The 17,825-nt window shown below is 65.7% G+C and carries 11 protein-coding genes; 3 read left to right on the forward strand and 8 right to left on the reverse strand.

Features of this window, described 5'->3' with window-relative positions; genetic code table 11:
* Nucleotides 1-127: 127 nt before the first annotated feature.
* Nucleotides 128-712 (forward strand): gluconokinase, encoded by a 585-nt coding sequence (locus XARJCFBP2528_RS19870; protein WP_026064159.1) that lies wholly within the window; start codon nucleotides 128-130, stop codon nucleotides 710-712.
* Between the two features lie 960 nt (nucleotides 713-1,672).
* On the opposite strand, the gene XARJCFBP2528_RS23605 is transcribed toward XARJCFBP2528_RS19870, so the two are convergent.
* Nucleotides 1,673-1,903, reverse strand: coding sequence for a hypothetical protein (locus tag XARJCFBP2528_RS23605; RefSeq protein ID WP_144422097.1), 231 nt, complete (start codon nucleotides 1,901-1,903; stop codon nucleotides 1,673-1,675).
* A gap of 52 nt (nucleotides 1,904-1,955) precedes the next feature.
* Here XARJCFBP2528_RS23605 and XARJCFBP2528_RS19875 point away from each other — a divergent pair, with 52 nt between their 5' ends.
* On the forward strand, nucleotides 1,956-3,686 hold the full coding sequence (locus tag XARJCFBP2528_RS19875; protein WP_026064663.1) for an outer membrane protein assembly factor BamB family protein: 1,731 nt from the start codon (nucleotides 1,956-1,958) through the stop codon (nucleotides 3,684-3,686).
* Between the two features lie 90 nt (nucleotides 3,687-3,776).
* On the opposite strand, the gene XARJCFBP2528_RS19880 is transcribed toward XARJCFBP2528_RS19875, so the two are convergent.
* From XARJCFBP2528_RS19880 to XARJCFBP2528_RS19900, 5 genes are all read right to left on the reverse strand, one after another.
* The gene (locus XARJCFBP2528_RS19880; RefSeq protein ID WP_016903869.1) at nucleotides 3,777-4,004 is read right to left on the reverse strand and encodes a hypothetical protein; all 228 of its coding nucleotides are present in this window, start codon (nucleotides 4,002-4,004) and stop codon (nucleotides 3,777-3,779) included.
* Nucleotides 3,985-4,434 carry a 3-dehydroquinate dehydratase gene (locus XARJCFBP2528_RS19885; protein ID WP_016903870.1) on the reverse strand — a complete coding sequence of 150 codons (450 nt, stop codon included), beginning with the start codon at nucleotides 4,432-4,434 and terminating at the stop codon, nucleotides 3,985-3,987. The genes XARJCFBP2528_RS19880 and XARJCFBP2528_RS19885 overlap by 20 nt, the downstream gene beginning before the upstream one ends.
* 10 nt (nucleotides 4,435-4,444) lie before the next feature.
* The gene (locus XARJCFBP2528_RS19890) at nucleotides 4,445-4,879 is read right to left on the reverse strand and encodes a hypothetical protein (RefSeq protein WP_016903871.1); all 435 of its coding nucleotides are present in this window, start codon (nucleotides 4,877-4,879) and stop codon (nucleotides 4,445-4,447) included.
* 285 nt (nucleotides 4,880-5,164) lie between these two features.
* Complete coding sequence (locus tag XARJCFBP2528_RS19895; protein WP_026064664.1) at nucleotides 5,165-9,025, reverse strand: translocation/assembly module TamB domain-containing protein; 3,861 nt, start codon at nucleotides 9,023-9,025, stop codon at nucleotides 5,165-5,167.
* Nucleotides 9,022-10,803, reverse strand: coding sequence for an autotransporter assembly complex protein TamA (locus XARJCFBP2528_RS19900; protein WP_016903873.1), 1,782 nt, complete (start codon nucleotides 10,801-10,803; stop codon nucleotides 9,022-9,024). Before XARJCFBP2528_RS19900 ends, XARJCFBP2528_RS19895 begins: the two co-directional genes overlap by 4 nt.
* A 239-nt stretch (nucleotides 10,804-11,042) precedes the next feature.
* On the opposite strand from XARJCFBP2528_RS19900, the gene XARJCFBP2528_RS19905 reads away from it, so the two are divergent.
* Nucleotides 11,043-13,733 (forward strand): TonB-dependent receptor domain-containing protein, encoded by a 2,691-nt coding sequence (locus XARJCFBP2528_RS19905; RefSeq protein ID WP_026064665.1) that lies wholly within the window; start codon nucleotides 11,043-11,045, stop codon nucleotides 13,731-13,733.
* A gap of 224 nt (nucleotides 13,734-13,957) precedes the next feature.
* Here the strand turns inward: XARJCFBP2528_RS19905 and XARJCFBP2528_RS19910 are convergent, their stop codons facing one another.
* Together XARJCFBP2528_RS19910 and glyS are read right to left on the reverse strand one after the other, a co-directional pair.
* Nucleotides 13,958-15,547, reverse strand: a complete 1,590-nt coding sequence (locus XARJCFBP2528_RS19910; RefSeq protein ID WP_047125029.1) for a tetratricopeptide repeat-containing sulfotransferase family protein — start codon at nucleotides 15,545-15,547, stop codon at nucleotides 13,958-13,960.
* Nucleotides 15,547-17,775, reverse strand: a complete 2,229-nt coding sequence (gene glyS / locus XARJCFBP2528_RS19915) for a glycine--tRNA ligase subunit beta (RefSeq protein ID WP_016903876.1) — start codon at nucleotides 17,773-17,775, stop codon at nucleotides 15,547-15,549. Before glyS ends, XARJCFBP2528_RS19910 begins: the two co-directional genes overlap by 1 nt.
* Nucleotides 17,776-17,825 lie beyond the last annotated feature (50 nt).

A 17,825-nucleotide genomic window follows, 5' to 3' on the forward strand; every position in this document is an offset into this window, starting at 1 on the left:
GAGCGCGCCGTTACGCTGGGCGGCCCGCTCACCTGGCGAGGAGCGCCGACGCTACACCACGCATCGACTGCCGCCAACGTGAAATCCGGCAAAATGCCGAATCGATCCGGAGATATAACCTGACGTGATGGACACCGCTGCCCCCGCTACACCCGCGTCCGCTTCGCCCCTGGCCATCGTGGTGATGGGCGTTTCCGGCAGCGGCAAGACCACCATCGCGCAGGCCCTGGCAGCGCATTACGGCTACCGTTTTCTGGATGCCGACGACTACCACAGCATGGCCGCACGCGCGCAGATGGCCGCCGGCCAGCCACTCACCGATGCGATGCGTCTGCCGTGGGTGGAGTTGCTGGCGGCCACCTTGCGCGACTGCGTACAGGCCGGCGAGTCGGTGGTGCTCGCGTTCTCGGGCTTGCGCGGCACGCACCGTCAATTGCTGCGCCGCAGCGGCATTCCGATCCGCTTCGTGTTCCTGCACGCGGCCCCGCACGTGATCGCCGCGCGCCTGAGCGCACGCGCCGGCCACTTCATGCCGGCCAGCCTGCTGGACAGCCAGTTGCAGACCCTGGAATTGCCGTTGGACGAAGCCGATGTGGTGTCGGTGGATGTGGACGCCACGGTGGCGGAGGTGGTGCAGGACGCGATCGCGCAGTTGGCGCTGATCGCTCCCGCTGCAGTGCACACCGCCGTGCCCTCGCCTCAAAGCGCATAACGCGCCGGATAGCGCAGCTACCTGGCTATTTCCTTCTCCCAGCGGGAGAAGGTGCCCTGAAGGGGCGAATGAGGGGACGCGCGAAGCCTCGTGCATTTTGACGACACAGAAGCTTCGCTCCATACCCTCACCCCACCCCCGCTCCACGCCCCGGCCCGCGTTTACGACGCGGGCGCTCCAAGGCACGCGCGCCAGTGGCGCGCAAACCGTGCCTTCTCGCCCCGCCCGAAGGGGCGGATGAGGGGACGTGCGAAGCCTCGTGCATTTTGACGACACAGAAGCTTCGCCCCGTGCCCTCACCCCAACCCCGCTCCGAGCCCCGGCCCGCGTTTGCGACGCGGGCGCTCCAAGGCACGCGCGCCAGTGGCGCGCAAACCGTGCCTTCTCGCCCCGCCCGAAGGGGCGGATGAGGGGACGTGCGAAGCCTCGTGCATTTTGACGACACAGAAGCTTCGCCCCGTGCCCTCACCCCAACCCCGCTCCGAGCCCCGGCCCGCGTTTGCGACGCGGGCGCTCCAAGGCACGCGCGCCAGTGGCGCGCAAACCGTGCCTTCTCGCCCCGCCCGAAGGGGCGGATGAGGGGACGTGCGAAGCCTCGTGCATTTTGACGACACAGAAGCTTCGCCCCGTGCCCTCACCCCAACCCCGCTCCGAGCCCCGGCCCGCGTTTGCGACGCGGGCGCTCCAAGGCACGCGCGCCAGTGGCGCGCAAACCGTGCCTTCTCGCCCCGCCCGAAGGGGCGGATGAGGGGACGTGCGAAGCCTCGTGCATTTTGACGACACAGAAGCTTCGCCCCGTGCCCTCACCCCAACCCCGCTCCGAGCCCCGGCCCGCGTTTGCGACGCGGGCGCTCCAAGGCACGCGCGCCAGTGGCGCGCAAACCGTGCCTTCTCGCCCCGCAGGGAGAAGGGCTGTTCAACACAGTGGCCAGCCTCACAAGGTGGCGCAAAATTTCCTGGTTACTTTTTGCAGACCATTGATTTGCGTGCAAATACGCATGCATCGCGGCTAATCATTTTTTCTATCGCAGCGGCCGCCGATAGTGATGAATCATCAGCATTTGTGCGAATAGCGAACACGTTGAACGCAATTTTTTCGAGCTGGTGGCACCAGATGCGAGCGGACCCGACCGTTGAATGAATGCGGGAAGGTGCGTGTGTTGCACGGTCGCCACAATCGGCCATCTTCACTCGGCAGATCCGGGGGGATCCAGCGCTTCCTTCCATCTATGGACATGCCGTGATGACAAATTCAATTCGCCGCTTGCGATTTCGCAGTTTGACGCTCATTCCCTGCCTGCTTGCCAGCGCAGTGGCTTTCGCCCAGGCCGGCTCCGCAACCGCACAACAGTCGGTGTCGTCGCTGGATACCCAGGCTTTTGCACGCTCCGGCCAGATCTGGCGCAGCTTCGGCAATCAGCTGCCGTTCGCCAGCCCCACCAGCTGGACCACCGCCGGCGGCGGCTACTTGAACCAGCGCTTCGCGCCGGGCGAGTGGAAGATCAACCGCACCACCGTCAAAGGCCTCAAGCCGGCCTGGACCCTGACCACCACCGGCGACATCTCGGCCACGCCGAGCGTGGAAGGTGGAACGTTGTATGTGCCCGACTGGGGCGGCACGCTGTATAGCGTCGACACCCAGACCGGCAAACCGAACTGGCAGGCCAAGTTGTCCGACTACACCGGCAATACCAACTCGGTGACGCGCAACACGCCGGCCATCAGTGCCAACAGCATCATCGTCGGCGACCAGGCCGCCGGCACCGTGCTGGCGATCGACAAGAAGACCGGCAAGCTGTTGTGGAAGACCACCGCCGAAGCCAACCCGCAGGCGCGCATCACCTCCTCGCCGGTGATCTACGGCAACCGCGTGTACGTGCCCGTGTCCTCCGGCGACTGGGGCAACCTGGACCCGACCCACACCTTCAGTTTCCGCGGCAGCGTGGTGGCGCTGGATCTGAACACCGGCAAGAAAGTATGGCAGTTCTACAACGTGCCCGAGGGCTATACCGGTGCATCGGTGTGGGGCCAGGTGGCGATCGACCCAATCAACCGCCGCCTGTATTTCGGCACCGGCAACAACTACAACATTCCCGCCAGCGTGGGTAACTGCGTCTCCAACGCACGCTCCTACCGCGGCAGCGAACTCACCGTGCAGGACGAACTGGCGTGCATGGCGCCGGACAACTACGTCGACTCGGTAATCTCGCTGAATCTGGACACCGGCAAGCTGGTCTGGGCCGACCGTGCACAAGGCTACGACGCCTGGAACCTGTCGTGCCTCGTGGCGCCCACCAATGGCCTGTGCCCGAACACCCAGGCAACCAACCTGACCGGTCCTGATTACGACTTCGGCGGCGCCGGCGTGCAGCTGTTCACCGTGTGGCGCGACGGCAAGGCCCAGCAGCTGGTTGGCGCAGGGCAGAAGAGCGGCATCTACTGGGCCTTCGACGCCAAGACCGGTGCCAAGGTGTGGTCGACCCAGGTCGGCCCCGGTGGCGCCACCGGCGGCGTCGAGTGGGGCACTGCGTTCGATCCGTACAAGTCGCAGGTCTATGTGGCCATCAACAACAGCACCAACGCCACCTATACGCTGGGGCCTGCGAATACCCAGAGCCACAACGGCGGCTCGTGGGCAGCGCTGGATGCCGCCACCGGCAGGATCAAGTGGCAGGTCAAGGTGCCCGGCATCAACCGCGTGAATCCGAACGTACCGGCCGGTGGCCAGGGCTCGCTGACGGTGTCGCCGAACCTGCTCTACGCCGGTTCGATGGCCGGCAATATGGTCGCCCTGGATACCGACACCGGCGCCACGCTGTGGAACCACGACGCCACCGGCTCGGTAATCAGTTCGCCGGCCATCGTGGACGGTGCGCTGTACTGGGGCGCCGGCTACGACCTCTTCAACTTCGGCACTGCCGCAACGGCCAACCAGCTGACCAAGTTCGTGCCGGAGGCCAGCCCGGCCAAGTAAGCGTCAACCCATGTGATCTGCGGCGAGCGACGCGCAATCACGGCAGAACGACGGCGCCACCTTCGGGTGGCGTCGTTGTGTGTCACGCCGCTACAGCCGCGTGACCTGGCACAAGCGGATCTGCCCCGCCTCCAGCCCATGCGCCTCCGCCGCACGGCGGCGCAACGCGGTGACCAGCCCGGCGGCATCCAGCACGCCATCGGCAGGCACGTCCACGCTATGGGCCAGTTGCCCCCATAGCACCGGCCGACCGTCGCAATAGCCCTCGTAGTCGGCGAAGTAATGCAGCTGGCGCAGCTCAGGTACCGACGTGGACATCACCCTGGATCTCCGTGCAGCCCAGATGTTCCAACGCAATTTCCAGCCCGAGCAGATAGCTCTGCGCGCAGTAGCCGCGCACCGTCGCAATGCGTTGCCCAAAGCCGTCCGGCAGGCAACGCTCCGGCCGGTCCACGCTGTCGTCGTGGGCCTCCACGAACGGATACGGCAGCGCGCTGAGCACACGATGCAGACGCACGCTGTCCACGCAACTGCCCGGATCGATCAACGCGATTTCCATCCGTGCCTGACCGGCCACACGCAAGGCATCCAGCAACTCCTGCTCGGATCCGCAAGCACGCAAGGCCACCGTCTTGCCCGCGGCAACGGCACACTGCACGAGCTGCCGAATGACGGCCCGCGGCAACGGCTGCGGCCCACGCACCAGCGGCATCGCCGCCTCCGGCCCACGCACGATCATGATCGACATGGCGGCCTCCTCAGGCAGCGGCGCGCAAGGGCGCGCACAGCAACGGCAGACAACGCGCCGCAATACCCAATGACATCGCATAGGCGCGCGGCGCATCGTGCGGCGTAATCACCACCGCCAGCGGCGCATGCTGCGGATGCAACCATGGCTCCAGTTCGTGCGCCGCATCGGTGTGCAACTCAATGTAGCGTGCAGGCAGCGCATCCAGTGCGGCACGCAATGCGGTCGCATGCACCTGCGCACGCTCGGAGGCCGACAAATCGCCCGAATCCAGCAGCACCAGCTCCACCTCGGCATCGCCACCAGCCGCCTGCAAGCCGGCGATCAAGCCACCGACATCGGCACACGCCAGCGTGCGCAGCGCACGTCCCGCACACTCGGGCAGCTGTATCGGCGCCATCTGCGCCGGATCGGCCTGCGGACCTTGCAAAATCAGGATACACATCGTGTTCGACTCAACGCACTACAGTGCGGGAGTGCCAAGGTAGGCCTGCCGGGCATAAAGAGGCTATTTGCACCCTGGCGTGCGGGCATAAAGAGTGCGTAATGCCTGCCCGATGCCGGGCGTGTCCTGCCCGCAACATCGCGCGCCGGCTATAGATAACCGCAGCGCTCGACGTAGCCGTGCCTAACGCACGGCCGATCATCCTGGACATCCGCGTTGCGTCATGTCCTGACCTGACGCAATACAACACCACACACCATCGATGCGCCGATGCACGACGGGCGATTACTTCTCCCGCCGCCAGTTCACCGAGCCCTTGGTCTCCACCGTGCTGGATTCCGCTTCAATATCGAAGCCACGGCTGAGCAGGTATTTCAGCGTCAGGACCGAGCCGCTGCCGACCATCGAGACGCCGTAGCCGACGTAGAGTTTCGGCGAGAGATACTTGCCGAAGCCCACCACCGAGCCGACGGTGCTGGATTCGCTCACGCCGGCTTCGTCCAGGCCGAGCTTGGCGCCGATCTGCGAGGCGATCAGGCTGCTGCCAGCCGACAGGGCGGCCGAGGCGGCGCTGACCTGCTGGGTTTCGTCGCTGCTGGCGGTGGACAGGCCGCGGCCGAGCACCAGGTACGACAGCGCTTCGGATTGCGACATCGCCGGTTCCGACCACACATCGGCACGCGGCGATTCGGCGCGGCCGCTGACGTCGATGCCGGCGGTGACATCGCCGACCTTGCGCTCGGCGCGCAGGCTTACGCGCGGGTCGGAGACGATGTTGTTGTTCCAGGTCAGCTGGCCGCGGCTGATGGTCAGGTCCTGGCCGTAGGCCTTGTAGCGGCCGCGCACGTCCAGCCCGCCGTTGGCGGTCATCTCGCGACCCGGGCGCGCGCGGATCTGCATCTGTCCGCTCAGCCCGCCCTTCAGGCCGAAGCCGCTCATGTTGACCTTGTCGCCAAGCACGATGGCCAGGTCCATATCCAGCGGCGAGGCAGGCGCTTCTTCCGGATCCACCGGGTCCAGCACCACTACGTCCTCGGATACCGAGGTGCCGCGATCCAGGCGTTCCAGGTCGATGTCGGCTTCGGGCACGGTGACCTTGCCACGCAACTGCATGGTGTTGTCGGTGATGCCGAACTGCATGTCCGGGTTGGCGATGATGCGTAACTCGCTGGTGTTGTAGGCCAGCACGTTTTCGCCACGGATATTCAGCAGCAACGGCGTGCTGGTGCCGAACCACGACAGCCCGCCATCGATGTTGAGCGTGCCCTGCCCCGACTTGGCGGAAGCGGTGATCTTGGCCGAGCCATCCGGCAATGCGTCGAAGCGGCCCTTGCCCTCGCTCAGGGTCAAACCCATCGACGGATATTCGGCAGTGAAATTGCTCAAGGTAGCGTCGCCGCCCAGCAGCGGCTTGTCGCGGGTGCCGCGCAGGCTCACATGGCCTTCGACCAGGCCCTTGGGCTGCACCACATCGGCCACCACCAGCTCCAGCCAGTACAGCCGCGACATATTGAGATACAGCTCGCCGTTGAGCGGCGCGTACGCATCCCAGCCGGTGTTGAACTTGGCATCGACAAAGCCGGCGCCCTGGAAGCCGATACCGAGCTTGGCCTGGATCTGCTGCGGGGTGAAATCGGCCTGCACGCTGAACTGGTCGTAGCGCAGCAACTCGCCGCGATTGGGATTGCCGGCCACCGCCGCATAGCGGGTTTCGCCCAGGCGAATGCCGCCTTCGGGCGAGGCGATGCGGAACGAGCCTTCCCAGGCATTGCCGCGCGGCTTGAAGCTGCCATCGAGCGCAAGTTCGCCACGCAGATAGATCTGCCGCCCCTCCTGCTTGGGCAGCCACGGTTGCACCAGCGACAGCGGCAGTGCATCGCCATGCACCACCATGCCCTCGCGCGGCCAGTTGGCGCTGGCGCAGAGCGCACCGCCGGTGGCCGCGCCCAGGCAGGTGTCGGAGAGGGTAAACGCGGCGCCATCGGTGCTGAACTGCGCCGGCTGGCGCAACGCCCAGGCATCGCCCTTGGCCGGTGCGATCCGCAGCGTGGCGACCTGGCCTTGCCAACGCTCGCCATTGCGACGGACATCGCCCTGCAGCGCGACGTTGGCCATGCTGTTGGCGATATCGGCATCCAGGCGCAGCGCTTCCACCGCACCTCTTGCCTGCACGCGCACGCTGTCCAGCACCACGCCGGCTTCGATCGCGGTGCCCTGCAAGGCCAGCTGCCCGTCGCTGCCGCGCCACGGCAAACGCCCGCGCAAGCTGATGCTCTGCGCGCTGTAGTCGTTCCAGCGCAAGCCGTTGCCGACCAGGTCGGCAGTGATGTCGGGCGCGTCGCGACGGCCGCTGACCTGCAGCTGCCCGCGCATCGTGCCGGTGGCGCCGGGCAAGACATCGTCCAGCTGCAGCGGCTGCAATTGCGCGGCGATATCCAGCTGGTCGCCGACCTTGCCTTTGGCAGTGATGCGGCTATTGCCCAGCGACAGCTGCAATTGGCCCTCGCCCTGTTCACCACGCAAGGCGAACTTGCCGTTGGCCGACAGCGCGCGTTGACGCAGCTGGCCGGTCAGGCTCGGGATATCTGCCGTGGCCTCGAAGCCCGGCGACACGCCACCGGCCGGTGCCGGCAGCTGGCGGCCCTTGGAGGCGACCTTGCCGGAGAGATTGCCGTTCCAACCCGGCGCGAAGTAGCCCGGATCGAACTTGGCCAGCTGGGCGCTGACATCCCACTGCAGCTCCGGGGTCCAGCCCACCTCGCCGGTGAGATCCAGCGAGCCGCCCGGGGTCTTGGCCTGCACCTGCTTGAGCTGCGCACGTTGATCGTTGCCGCGGCTGTCGAACACCAGCGCGGCCTGCTGCCCATCGCGCTCCAGCGTGGCACGGCCGATCGCCGCCCACGCCTTCAGGTTACCGGCCACGCCCAGGCGTGCATCGACCAATTCCACCGGCACCACCGGCGCATCGGGGGTGGCGGGGTCCGGCGTCGGGGTGAAGCGCAGGCCACTGGCGTTGACCGCAAAACGGAAACTCGGATTCTGCGTGTCGCGGAAATCGGCAGTCCCACGCAACTGCGCGCGGCCTTCGAAGGCATCGATCACCAATGGTTCGACGGTGATGACCTGGTCCAGCAGGCTGATGTGCGAGGGCTGCAAGGTGGCGCTGAGCTCGCCCTGCTTGACGCTGCCTTGCAGGTCGGCATTACCGCCCTTACCGGAGGCCTGCAGGTTCAGTGCGATCGGCGTCGCCGGGGCGGCGTACTCCCCATTGGTGGCCGGCATCAGCAACGAGGTATCCAGCGCGTCGGTGACGGCCTTGAAGGCCCAGGTGGGGTCATCGCGCCCGGTAAACACCAGGCTGGCCTGCAACGGTGCCGGCGCGCGGCCGGCGATGGCCACTTCCATCTTGTCCAGATCGCCGCGCGCGACCAGCCCCAGGCTGGCCGGGGTGCGCCCACGTGCGGCCGGCAGCACCGCGGTGGCGGTCAGGTCGGCGCGGTAATCGTCGTTGGGCACGTAGTCGCCGTGCAGGCGGAAGTCGCCCATGTCGGTATCGACCACCAGATTGCGCGTGCGCAGTTCGCCTGTGGCCACTTCCAGCCCGCCCTGCACCTTGTGCAGGACGATCATCGGCTGCTGCAGCTGGGTGATGCGCAGGTTCTCCACGTCAATCTTGTCGGCCTGGATCGCCAGCGGCACGTTGATCTGCGGCAGCGATTCGGGCCAGCTCGGCAGCGTGAATGGCTCCTCGCTCTTGCCCAGATTCAGGCTGGCATTGCTGACCTGCACTGCATCCAGTTGCAGCTTGCGCCCGAGCAGCGGGCGCAGGTCCGGCTCCAGGTACACACGCTCAGCGGTGAAGTGGATGTCCTGATAACGGAAATCGACATCGCGCAAGGTCAGCGGGCCGGCCACCGGGCCTTCGACCTTGCCGTAGGTAAAGGTGGCACCGACCGGCAGGCGCGCGGTCACCTGCGCCAGCAACACGTCGCGCCCGGCCACGGTCTGCAGCAGCCAGTACAACGCGATCAGCGCCAGCAACACCAGGCCCAGCACGGTCAGCCCGGAGCCCACCCAGAACCGGCGGCGGCGGTAGAAACGCGCGCGGCGCGGTACGGGGGGTGGCGTCGGCGTCGGCGTGCTCACAGGTTGGCCCCGATATCGATATAGAGCTGGAACTGCGAGTCGGGGTCGTTCAGGCCATGCGCGATGTCCACGCGCACCGGGCCCACCGGCGAGCGCCAGCGCAGGCCGAAGCCGATACCGGTGTGCCAGTCGGGCGTGTCGTCGAAGGCACTGCCACTATCGACGAACACCGCGCCGCCCCAGGGGCCGCCCTTGAGGTAATGCTCGTATTCGGCACTGGCAGTGACCACGTTCTTGGCACCGAGCGCGAATTCGTCCGGCTTGGGCGTGCGCGGGCCGACTTCGCGGAAGGCATAACCGCGGATGCTATTGGCACCACCGGCAAAGAAGCGCAGGCTCGGTGGCATCGCCACCAGATCACTGGTCCAGGTGGTACCGCCTTCGCCGCGCAGGATCACCCGGCCGTTGTCGCCGGCTCCCAGGAACCAGCGCAGCTGGCCGTAGAGCTGGCCGAAATTGGTATCCGAGCCGGCGCCTTCTGCACCGCCGCGGATGAACGCCTGCCCGGATACGCCACTGCGCGGGAACAGGCGGTCGTCGACATTGACGTAATTGACCTGCAACTGCGGATAGATCAGCGTGGAGGTCTCGTAGACCGCATCGGTGAAATCACTGCCGCTACTGAACCGCCAGCGCTCGCGCAGGGCGTTGATGGAGGCGATCGCACTCCAGCGCTCGTTGATCTGGCCGCTGCGGCTGCCGGTGAGTTTGACGTTGCGCAGGTCGATGTATTCGGTCTGCTCGTCGTAGAGCCGCGCCGACGCGGTGTACCAGCCATCCAGCCAGCGGAACGCCGGCACGCGGTAGCTGGTGGTCAGGCTCTTGCGGTTCTGCGCGTAATCCAGCTGCGTGTCCATCTTGTGGCCGCGCGAATTGACGTAGCGGCGCTCCACGCCGCCACGCACACCGGCGCCGCTCTCGCTGCCGTAGCTCAAGCCGGAGGTGTAGACGGTGCGCTTGGCGCGGGTGAGCTTTACATCCACCGGCACCCGGCCCTGGTCGTCGGCTTCTTCCGGCTTGGGCTGGATGTCGATGGTGCTGAAGTAATCCAGCTTGGTCAGCGACTCGCGCAGGCGATCCAGCTTGCCTTCGTGGTAGTAACTGCCCTCGTCCCAATACACCAGCGGCTCGAACAGTCCCGGGCGGAAGTAATCGTAGTCGAAGCGCACCTTGCCCATGTCGTAGCGGCGGCCGCTGTCCCAGTTCAGATCGATATCGGCGGCGTGCTCGGCGCGCGTCACCGCGACGCGGCGCTGGGTGAAGTCGGCATCGAAGTAACCGCGCTCGGCCAGCCGGCGGGTGATGCGCACCTTGCTCGCCTCGTACTGCGGATGGCTGAAGACCTGGCCTTCGCGCGGTTCGAACTGCTTGAGATCCTGGCCGAGGTAACGGTCCTGCTCGGCCCAGCCGGTGATGGAGATATGCGACTGCCGCACGCGTACCGGTTCGCCGCGCTCCACGGTGATCACCACCGTCACCTTGTCGCCGGTGCGCGGCGCAGCCAGCTCGATGGTCGGCGAGTAATAGCCGAACGGTTCCAGCGCCTCGCGCGTCTGCCGTTCGGCCTGCGCCAGCAGATATTCCAGTCGCGACTCGCCCTGCTCCTTGCCAACGGCCTCATACAGAGACAGGGAGACCTCGATGTTCTCGATCATCTCGGCGTCGGCGTCGTCGTCCAAGCCCTTGATTTCGATCTTGTCGATGGTCGCCCGGGCAACCGCTTGCAGCGGAACGAACAGGGTGCACAGCAGGGAGAGAGCAAACGCGGCTTTGAGCATCGGCAAAGGATACCCAGCCTGGGCGTGAAGGGACAAAAAAACTGAAGAAACACGCCTATACGGCATCGGATAGAACTCGGTACAGTCGGTACGTTGTTAACGTTTCGTTGACACCCATTGCGTGCGGCCCCCCGATTGCCGCGCGCCCGTTCATACCTTTGGAGAGAGAGGTGCGTTTCATGAAACGTCATTTGCTGGTCACCGCCGTGTGCACCGCCCTGACCATGCCATCGCTTGCGATGGCACAGGATTCAGGTGAAGTGACTCAACTGGACAAGGTCACGGTGACAGGGTCGTTGATTCCCCGTTCCCAGGTCGAAACCGCGACCCCGGTGTTTTCGATCACCGCTCAGGACATCCAGCGCCGCGGCTTCAAGGACGTCTACGACGTGCTGCGCTCGCAACCGATGGCTACCGGCTCGGTGCAGGACGGTCAGTTCAGTGGCGGCTTCACCGCCGGCGCCAAATCGCTGAGTCTGCTCGGCCTGGATCCCGGCTTCACCCTGGTGCTGATCGACGGCCGGCCGATGGCCGATTACCCGCTGCTCTACAACGGACAGAGCAACTTCGTCGACCTGGCCAGCGTGCCGGTGGGCATGGTCGAACGCATCGACGTGGCGCCGGGCAACCAGTCCTCGATCTACGGCTCCAGCGCCATTGCCGGCGTGGTCAACATCATCCTGAAGAAGCACGTCGACGGTGTGCAGATGAATTACCGCATGGGCACCTACGACGGCGGCGGCGGCAACAACCAGCGCTTCCAGCTCACCGGCGGCAGCACCCTCGGCAAGGCCGATATCGTCTGGGGCCTGCAGCTCAACAACCAGGACCCGATCTACGGCTTCCAGCGGCGCGACTTCGATTCCACCTCCGACAATCCGGACCCCACGCTGCGCTACGGCTCGCGCATCGCGCTGCACAACACGCCAACCACCTACATCGACCCCAGCGCCGCCAACTGCGATGCACTGGGCCCGCTGTTCAACGGCTCGGTGCAATACGACAACCGCGCCAATCGCGGCAACTTCTGCAGCAGCCGCACCGAGCCCGGTTACGCCAGCATCCTCAATAAGGAACGCAGCGCCAGCGGCTACGCCAACCTGACCTACGCCTTCAACGACAACACCCAGGGCTACGCGACGCTGCTGCTCAATCGCACCAAGGTGGAGGTCAACAGCGGCCCACGCTTCTGGCAGACCTCATCCGACACCGGCGGCTTGTTCTACAACCAGGACAGCCAGCAGCTGGAAGGCTACCAGCGCATCTTTGCGCCTGAAGAGACCGGCAACCTGGACTTCAACAACGATCGCCAGACTGCCGATTCCTACAATATCGCCGCCGGCATCAAGGGCGGGCTGGGCGCCAGCAACTGGACCTACGATGCGTACTACGCACGCGCCGAGTACCGCATCGACAGCCGCCAGCAATGGCCGCTGGCCGATCGCATCGAGGACTTCTTCCGCGAGCAGTTCCTGGGCGCCCAGCAAGGCGAGTACTACGGTTACCCGATCTATTCGCCCAACGATGCCAACTTCTATCGCGCCTTGACGCCGGCGCAATACCGCAGCTTCAACGACGAGATCCGCACCAAGTCCCGGACCTGGACCCAGAACCTCAACCTGCAGCTCACCAACACCGAGTTGTTCAACCTGCCGGCCGGCGCGGTCGGCGTGGCCGGCGTGCTGCAGGCGGGCAACCAGTATTGGGAAAACCCGACCGATCAACGCGTGATCGCTGGCGACTTCTACCAGCTGACCGGCACCCAGGGCAGCGGCAAGCGCGAGAACTGGGCGGCGGCGTTCGAGATGCGCGTACCGATCCTGAGCACCTTGACCGCCAATCTGTCGGGCCGTTACGACGACTACAAAAACCAGGGCGGCGGTGGTGATTCCAAGTTCACCTACAAGGCCGCGCTGGAATTCCGTCCGATCGATTCGCTGCTGTTCCGCGGCAACTACGCCACTGCGTTCAAGGCACCGGACATGGCGTTTTCCTTCGCTGGCGACAGCGGCTTCTTCCAGGGCGTCAACGATTACTACCGTTGCGCACTCGAAGAACCCAACGTGCCGATCGCCGACTGCACCTATGGTGGCACCTCGATCGCCGGACGCCGCGCCGGCAATCGCGACCTGCAGTCGATCACCGCCAAATCCTGGGGCTATGGCGTGGTGTGGTCGCCGAGCGCACGCTTCAGCGTCAATGCCGATTACTACAACATCAAGATCGATGACAAGGTCAGCGACCTGAGCACCGACAACCTGCTGCAGACCGAATCGGCCTGCCGTCTCGGCAGCCTGGACATCAGCTCGCCCACCTGCGTGGACGCGCTGTCGCGCATCGATCGCACCGCAGCCGATGCGCCGGTACCCAACCGCTTGAGCAACATCCGCATCAACCCGATCAATATCTCCAACGAGGAGATCTCCGGCGTGCTCAGCAAGGCGACGTACAACCTGGCTACCGACTCCTGGGGCCTGTTCGTCTTCGATGCGCAATACAACCTCACCCTCAAGCACGAAAGCCAGCAGTTCCCGCAGGACCCGGTGCGCGATCTGCTCAGCGAACCGTTCTTCTCCTCCGAGTTCCGCAGCATCGTCAATGCCTCGGTCACGTGGCAGAAGGATGCATGGACCACCACGCTGTTCGCTCAGCGCAATGGGCGCACGCCCAACTTCGTGGCGCAACAAAGCACCGATGGCTATGCGGTGGAAGGCGCACGCAAGGTCGGTGCGTGGACGAGGCTCAATGCCACGCTGGACTATGCGGTCAACGACGACATCTCGCTGACGGCGACGGTCAACAACCTGGCCAACACCCGGCCGCCCCGCGACCGCACCTACACCAGCTATCCGTACTACAACATCTTCAGCTACACCGGTTACGGGCGTTCCTACATGCTGGAGCTCAACTGGCGTTTCGGCGCACATTGAGTCAGCAAAGGCGGTATCTGCCGACGGCAGCCATGGGGCTGCCGTCGGTCTTTTTAGGGTAAGTGGTTTCGACTCGAGCGCTCGGGGATCGCCGCTGCTGCGAGTGGGCGAACTTGGAGTGGCCAAAAAGATGCGCAGCCGAAGCAGCCGACACGCAAGCGTTTCGCTTGCGAGCACGCCGCATGCATCGCGGCAGCGTGCTCGCGACGTTCCGCAGGCCGCTGTCAGCGTGCGTCGGTCTGGATCAGGCCGGCATGCAACAAGGCCTGCCGCAGTGGTTCCAGCTGCGTGGCGTAGCGCCGCCATTCTTCGACGTTGCGCCCATGCACGCCTTCGCGTACCTGCACGCTGCTCAGCGTGGCCGATGCGGCCGCATTGCGGGTGATATCGATCTGCCCGGGCTCGATCTGCAGCCCGCAGCGCGCCATCAACTGCTGCAACACCGTGGATGGATCGCGCACCATCTGCGCATAGTCCACATCGATCACCCGGCCCGGCAATGCCGCGCGCCATTGCGCCATCAGGGCGTGATACGCCTGATAATGGTGCGCCAGCGTGTGCAGGTCGTAGCTGTAGGCGTAGGAGTCGCCGAACAGCGCGCGGTAATTGGAGAAGCACACCGCCATCGGCTCGCGCACCAGATGCACGATCAATGCCCCCGGCAAGGCGCGCGCAATCGCGCCGATCGCCACTGCATTGGCTGGTAACTTGTCGATGTACCAGCGTGCCGATCCGGCCCGCCATTGCGTCTGTTCCAGGTAACGCGCGCCGATCTGCGCGTAGTCCAGCGTCGGCAAGGCCTGCAGCAGGCGCGCATCCAGCAGGCTGCGACCGGCCTGGTCGGCGCCCCAACGCAGTTGATGGCCGAAGTCGTTCAATTCGCCAGCCGAAACCACCTGGGAATGATTGCCCAGCATCCGCTCCAGCACCGTGGTGCCCGAGCGCGGCAAACCGAGCACGAAGATTGGTTGCGGGCCGTGCGCGACAGGGGCTTGCTGCGCGGCGAACAGGCCCTGGTCGGCCAGCGCACCCAGCTGCGCGTACAACGCCGCCTCGGCGTCGGCGTCGTGACGCAGGCGTGCATGCATCACCGCGTTGCCATGCTGCAACGCGTCCCAGGCGGCCTCGGTCTGGCCGAGGTCTTCCAGCTCCTTGTACAGCGCGAACGCCAGCCCGGCGCGATCTTCGCTGTCGGGCTTGGCGAGCTGCAACTGCCGACGCAGTTGTTCCACATGGTTGCTGCTGGCGCTCTGCCGGCGCAGGCGCGCACGCGTCAACGCCGCGCGGCCATAGCCGGGCGTGTGCGCCAGCGCATGCTCCAGCGCCTGCGCTGCTTCATCGAGGCGACCATTGAACTGCAACTGCACCGCAAGGAAGAAACGAAAATCCGGTCCATCGAATCCGCAGGCCTGCGCACGCTGCATCATCGCAAGTGCGTCGGCGTGTTCGCCCAGGGATTGATGCACGTGCGCGAGCAAGGCCAAGGTCGCGCCGTCCTGGCACTGCGTCACTGATGGGTGCCGCAGCAAGGCATGCAGTGCGCGATGCTCGCCGACCCGCAACAAGGCCTGCGCCACGCGGCAACGCATCGCCACGTCGTCGCCCAGATCGCCTGCCGCCAGCCGCAGCTGCGCAACCGCCTCGCGCATCCTGCCATTGGCCAGCACGGTGCCGGCCAGCAGCACGCGGGCCGCCACATGCGCCGGCTCCACCTCCAGCAGCGCCTGCAACGCAGACGCCGCCATAGCCAGGTCGCGGCGTGCCAACGCGGCCTGCGCGGTCTGCCAGTGCACCGCGCCGGCGGACGCAGCCATTAGCTGGACAGATGCTCGATGGCGGCGACGCTGCCGAGGCGGTCGCCGAGCTTCTTCAGCAGGGCCAGGCGATTGGCGCGCAGTTGCGCGTCTTCGGCATTGACCATCACGCCATCGAAGAACGCGTCCACCTGTGGGCGCAACCGCGCCAGGCGTGCGAGCACGGCGACGTAGTCGTGCCGGTGCAGCGCATCGCCGGTATCGCCGATGGCCGCTTCCACCGCTTCGGCCAGGGCTTCTTCGGCCGGTTCGCGCAGCAGGCTGGTGTCGATGTCGCCGGGGATCTCGCCTTCAACCTTGCGCAGGATGTTGCGGATGCGCTTGTTGGCTGCCGCCAGGGCCTCGGCTTCGGGCAGCGTGGCGAAGATGCCGATCGCATCGATACGGCGGTCGAAGTCGTAGAGGGAACCGTGGGTCGCGCCCAGGTGCGCTCCTACGAGCCCTGTAGGAGCGCCCTCGGGCGCGACCGAGAACAGTGCGGCGACCGCGTTGAAATGCGTGGCAGGAACGCCTTTGTCTGCGTAGTAGCCGCGTAGGCGGTCGAGGATGAAGTCGAAGAGCTCAGCCAATTCTTCCAAATGCAGCGATCGCTGATTCGCATGTGACGTGGGGGCATCTACACCTGACGCACGTGCTTTGTCTGCAACATCTTTTTTCTGCCGCAGCACAACCTCAGACATCGACTGTTTTGCAGAGCTGTAGGCGTGATAGAGCAAATCCTTGAGGTCCAGATCAAACCCACTCTCAATCACCGTACGCGCCAACCCCAGGGCATTGCGCCGCAGCGCGAACGGGTCCTTGTTGCCGGTCGGCTTCAAACCGGCCGCAAAGCCACCGGCCAAGGTATCCAGCCGTTCGGCAATCGCCAGCACCTTGCCCAGCGGCGACAGTGCGATGTCGTCGCCGGCAAAGCGCGGCTGGTAGGCCTCGTCGATCGCCAGCGAAATCTCGCTCGGCTCACCGGCGGCCTTGGCGTAATGACGCCCGGCAATGCCCTGCAGCTCCGGGAATTCGTTGACCATGCGCGATTGCAGATCGTTCTTGGCCAGCTGCGCGGCGCGGCGCGCCTGCGCCGGATCCGCGCCCACCTGCGGCGCGATCGTCTCGGCCAGCGCCGCCACACGCGCCACCTTGTCGGCCACCGTACCCAGCTTGGCCTGGTAGGTCACGCTGGCCAGGCCCGCGCCCATCGCCTCCAGGCCCTGCTTGAGGTCTTCGTCGAAGAAGAACTTGGCATCGGCAAACCGCGGACGGATCACCCGCTCGTAGCCCTTGGCGACTTCGGCCACGTCCTTGGAGGCGATATTGGCGATGCCGATGAACTGCTCGGTCAACTTGCCGCCGTCGTCCAGCACCGGGAAGAATTTCTGGTTGATCTCCATGGTTTCGATCAGCGCTTCCTGCGGCACCGCCAAGAAGTCGCGCTCGAAACTGCACAGCACCGCCGACGGCCATTCGACCAGGTTGACCACCTGCTCCAGGTTGTCGTCGCTGATGCGCGCACTGCCGCCGGCCTGCCTGGCGGCGGCTTCGACCTCTACGACGATGCGCGCACGGCGTGCGTCCGCATCCACCAGCACATGCGCCGCGCGCAAGGCCTCGATGTAATCGCCCGGTGCCGCCAGCGACACCTCGCCCTGATGCATGAAACGATGCCCGCGGCTGAGGCGATCGCCACGCACGCCCAGCAGCTGGGCCGGAACCACGCTATCGCCGAACAGCAGCACCAGCCATTGCACCGGTCGCGCGAAGGCGTATTCGTGCGCGCCCCAGCGCATCGGCTTGGGGATCGGCATCGCGGCGATGGCTTCGCGCAGGATGTCGGGCAGCAGGTCGGCAGTGCGCGCGCCCGGCGTCACCGCGCGGTGCACGAAGCGCTCGCCCTTGGCGTCGCTGGTGCGCTCCAGCGCGGTCCAGTCGATCCCTGCCTTGGCGGCGAAACCGGCCAGCGCCTTGGTCGGCTTGCCCTCGGCATCCAGCGCGATGTTGAGATACGGGCCCAGCACTTCGGAGCGCTGCTCGGGCTGCTCGGTGGCCACGCCCGGCAGCAGCACCGCCAGGCGGCGTGGTGTGGACAGCGGCTTGGCATCGCCACGGGTGACCGCGACGCCGCGTTTTTCCAGACCGTGCAGCACGCCATCGAAGAAAGCCTGCGCCAGACCCGGCAGCGCCTTGACCGGCAGCTCTTCGGTGCCCAGTTCGATCAGCAGGGGAAGTTGTTCGCTCATAAGACGTGGACCTTTACGTGTTCCCTTCTCCGGTCGGAAGAAGGTGCCCC

The organism is Xanthomonas arboricola pv. juglandis (genome assembly GCF_001013475.1).
In the GTDB taxonomy this organism is placed as follows: Bacteria; Pseudomonadota; Gammaproteobacteria; order Xanthomonadales; family Xanthomonadaceae; genus Xanthomonas; species Xanthomonas arboricola.

What these genes read in the sequence shown, in the direction of transcription:
- XARJCFBP2528_RS19910 (WP_047125029.1), bottom strand. Translation starts at nt 15,547, where the DNA reads ATGGCTGCGTCCGCCGGCGCGGTGCACTGGCAGACCGCGCAGGCCGCG.
- XARJCFBP2528_RS19905 (WP_026064665.1), top strand. Translation starts at nt 11,043, where the DNA reads ATGGCACAGGATTCAGGTGAAGTGACTCAACTGGACAAGGTCACGGTG.
- XARJCFBP2528_RS19880 (WP_016903869.1), bottom strand. Translation starts at nt 4,004, where the DNA reads ATGTCCACGTCGGTACCTGAGCTGCGCCAGCTGCATTACTTCGCCGAC.
- XARJCFBP2528_RS19900 (WP_016903873.1), bottom strand. Translation starts at nt 10,803, where the DNA reads ATGCTCAAAGCCGCGTTTGCTCTCTCCCTGCTGTGCACCCTGTTCGTT.
- XARJCFBP2528_RS19870 (WP_026064159.1), top strand. Translation starts at nt 128, where the DNA reads ATGGACACCGCTGCCCCCGCTACACCCGCGTCCGCTTCGCCCCTGGCC.
- XARJCFBP2528_RS19890 (WP_016903871.1), bottom strand. Translation starts at nt 4,879, where the DNA reads ATGTGTATCCTGATTTTGCAAGGTCCGCAGGCCGATCCGGCGCAGATG.
- glyS (WP_016903876.1), bottom strand. Translation starts at nt 17,775, where the DNA reads ATGAGCGAACAACTTCCCCTGCTGATCGAACTGGGCACCGAAGAGCTG.
- XARJCFBP2528_RS19885 (WP_016903870.1), bottom strand. Translation starts at nt 4,434, where the DNA reads ATGTCGATCATGATCGTGCGTGGGCCGGAGGCGGCGATGCCGCTGGTG.
- XARJCFBP2528_RS19875 (WP_026064663.1), top strand. Translation starts at nt 1,956, where the DNA reads ATGACAAATTCAATTCGCCGCTTGCGATTTCGCAGTTTGACGCTCATT.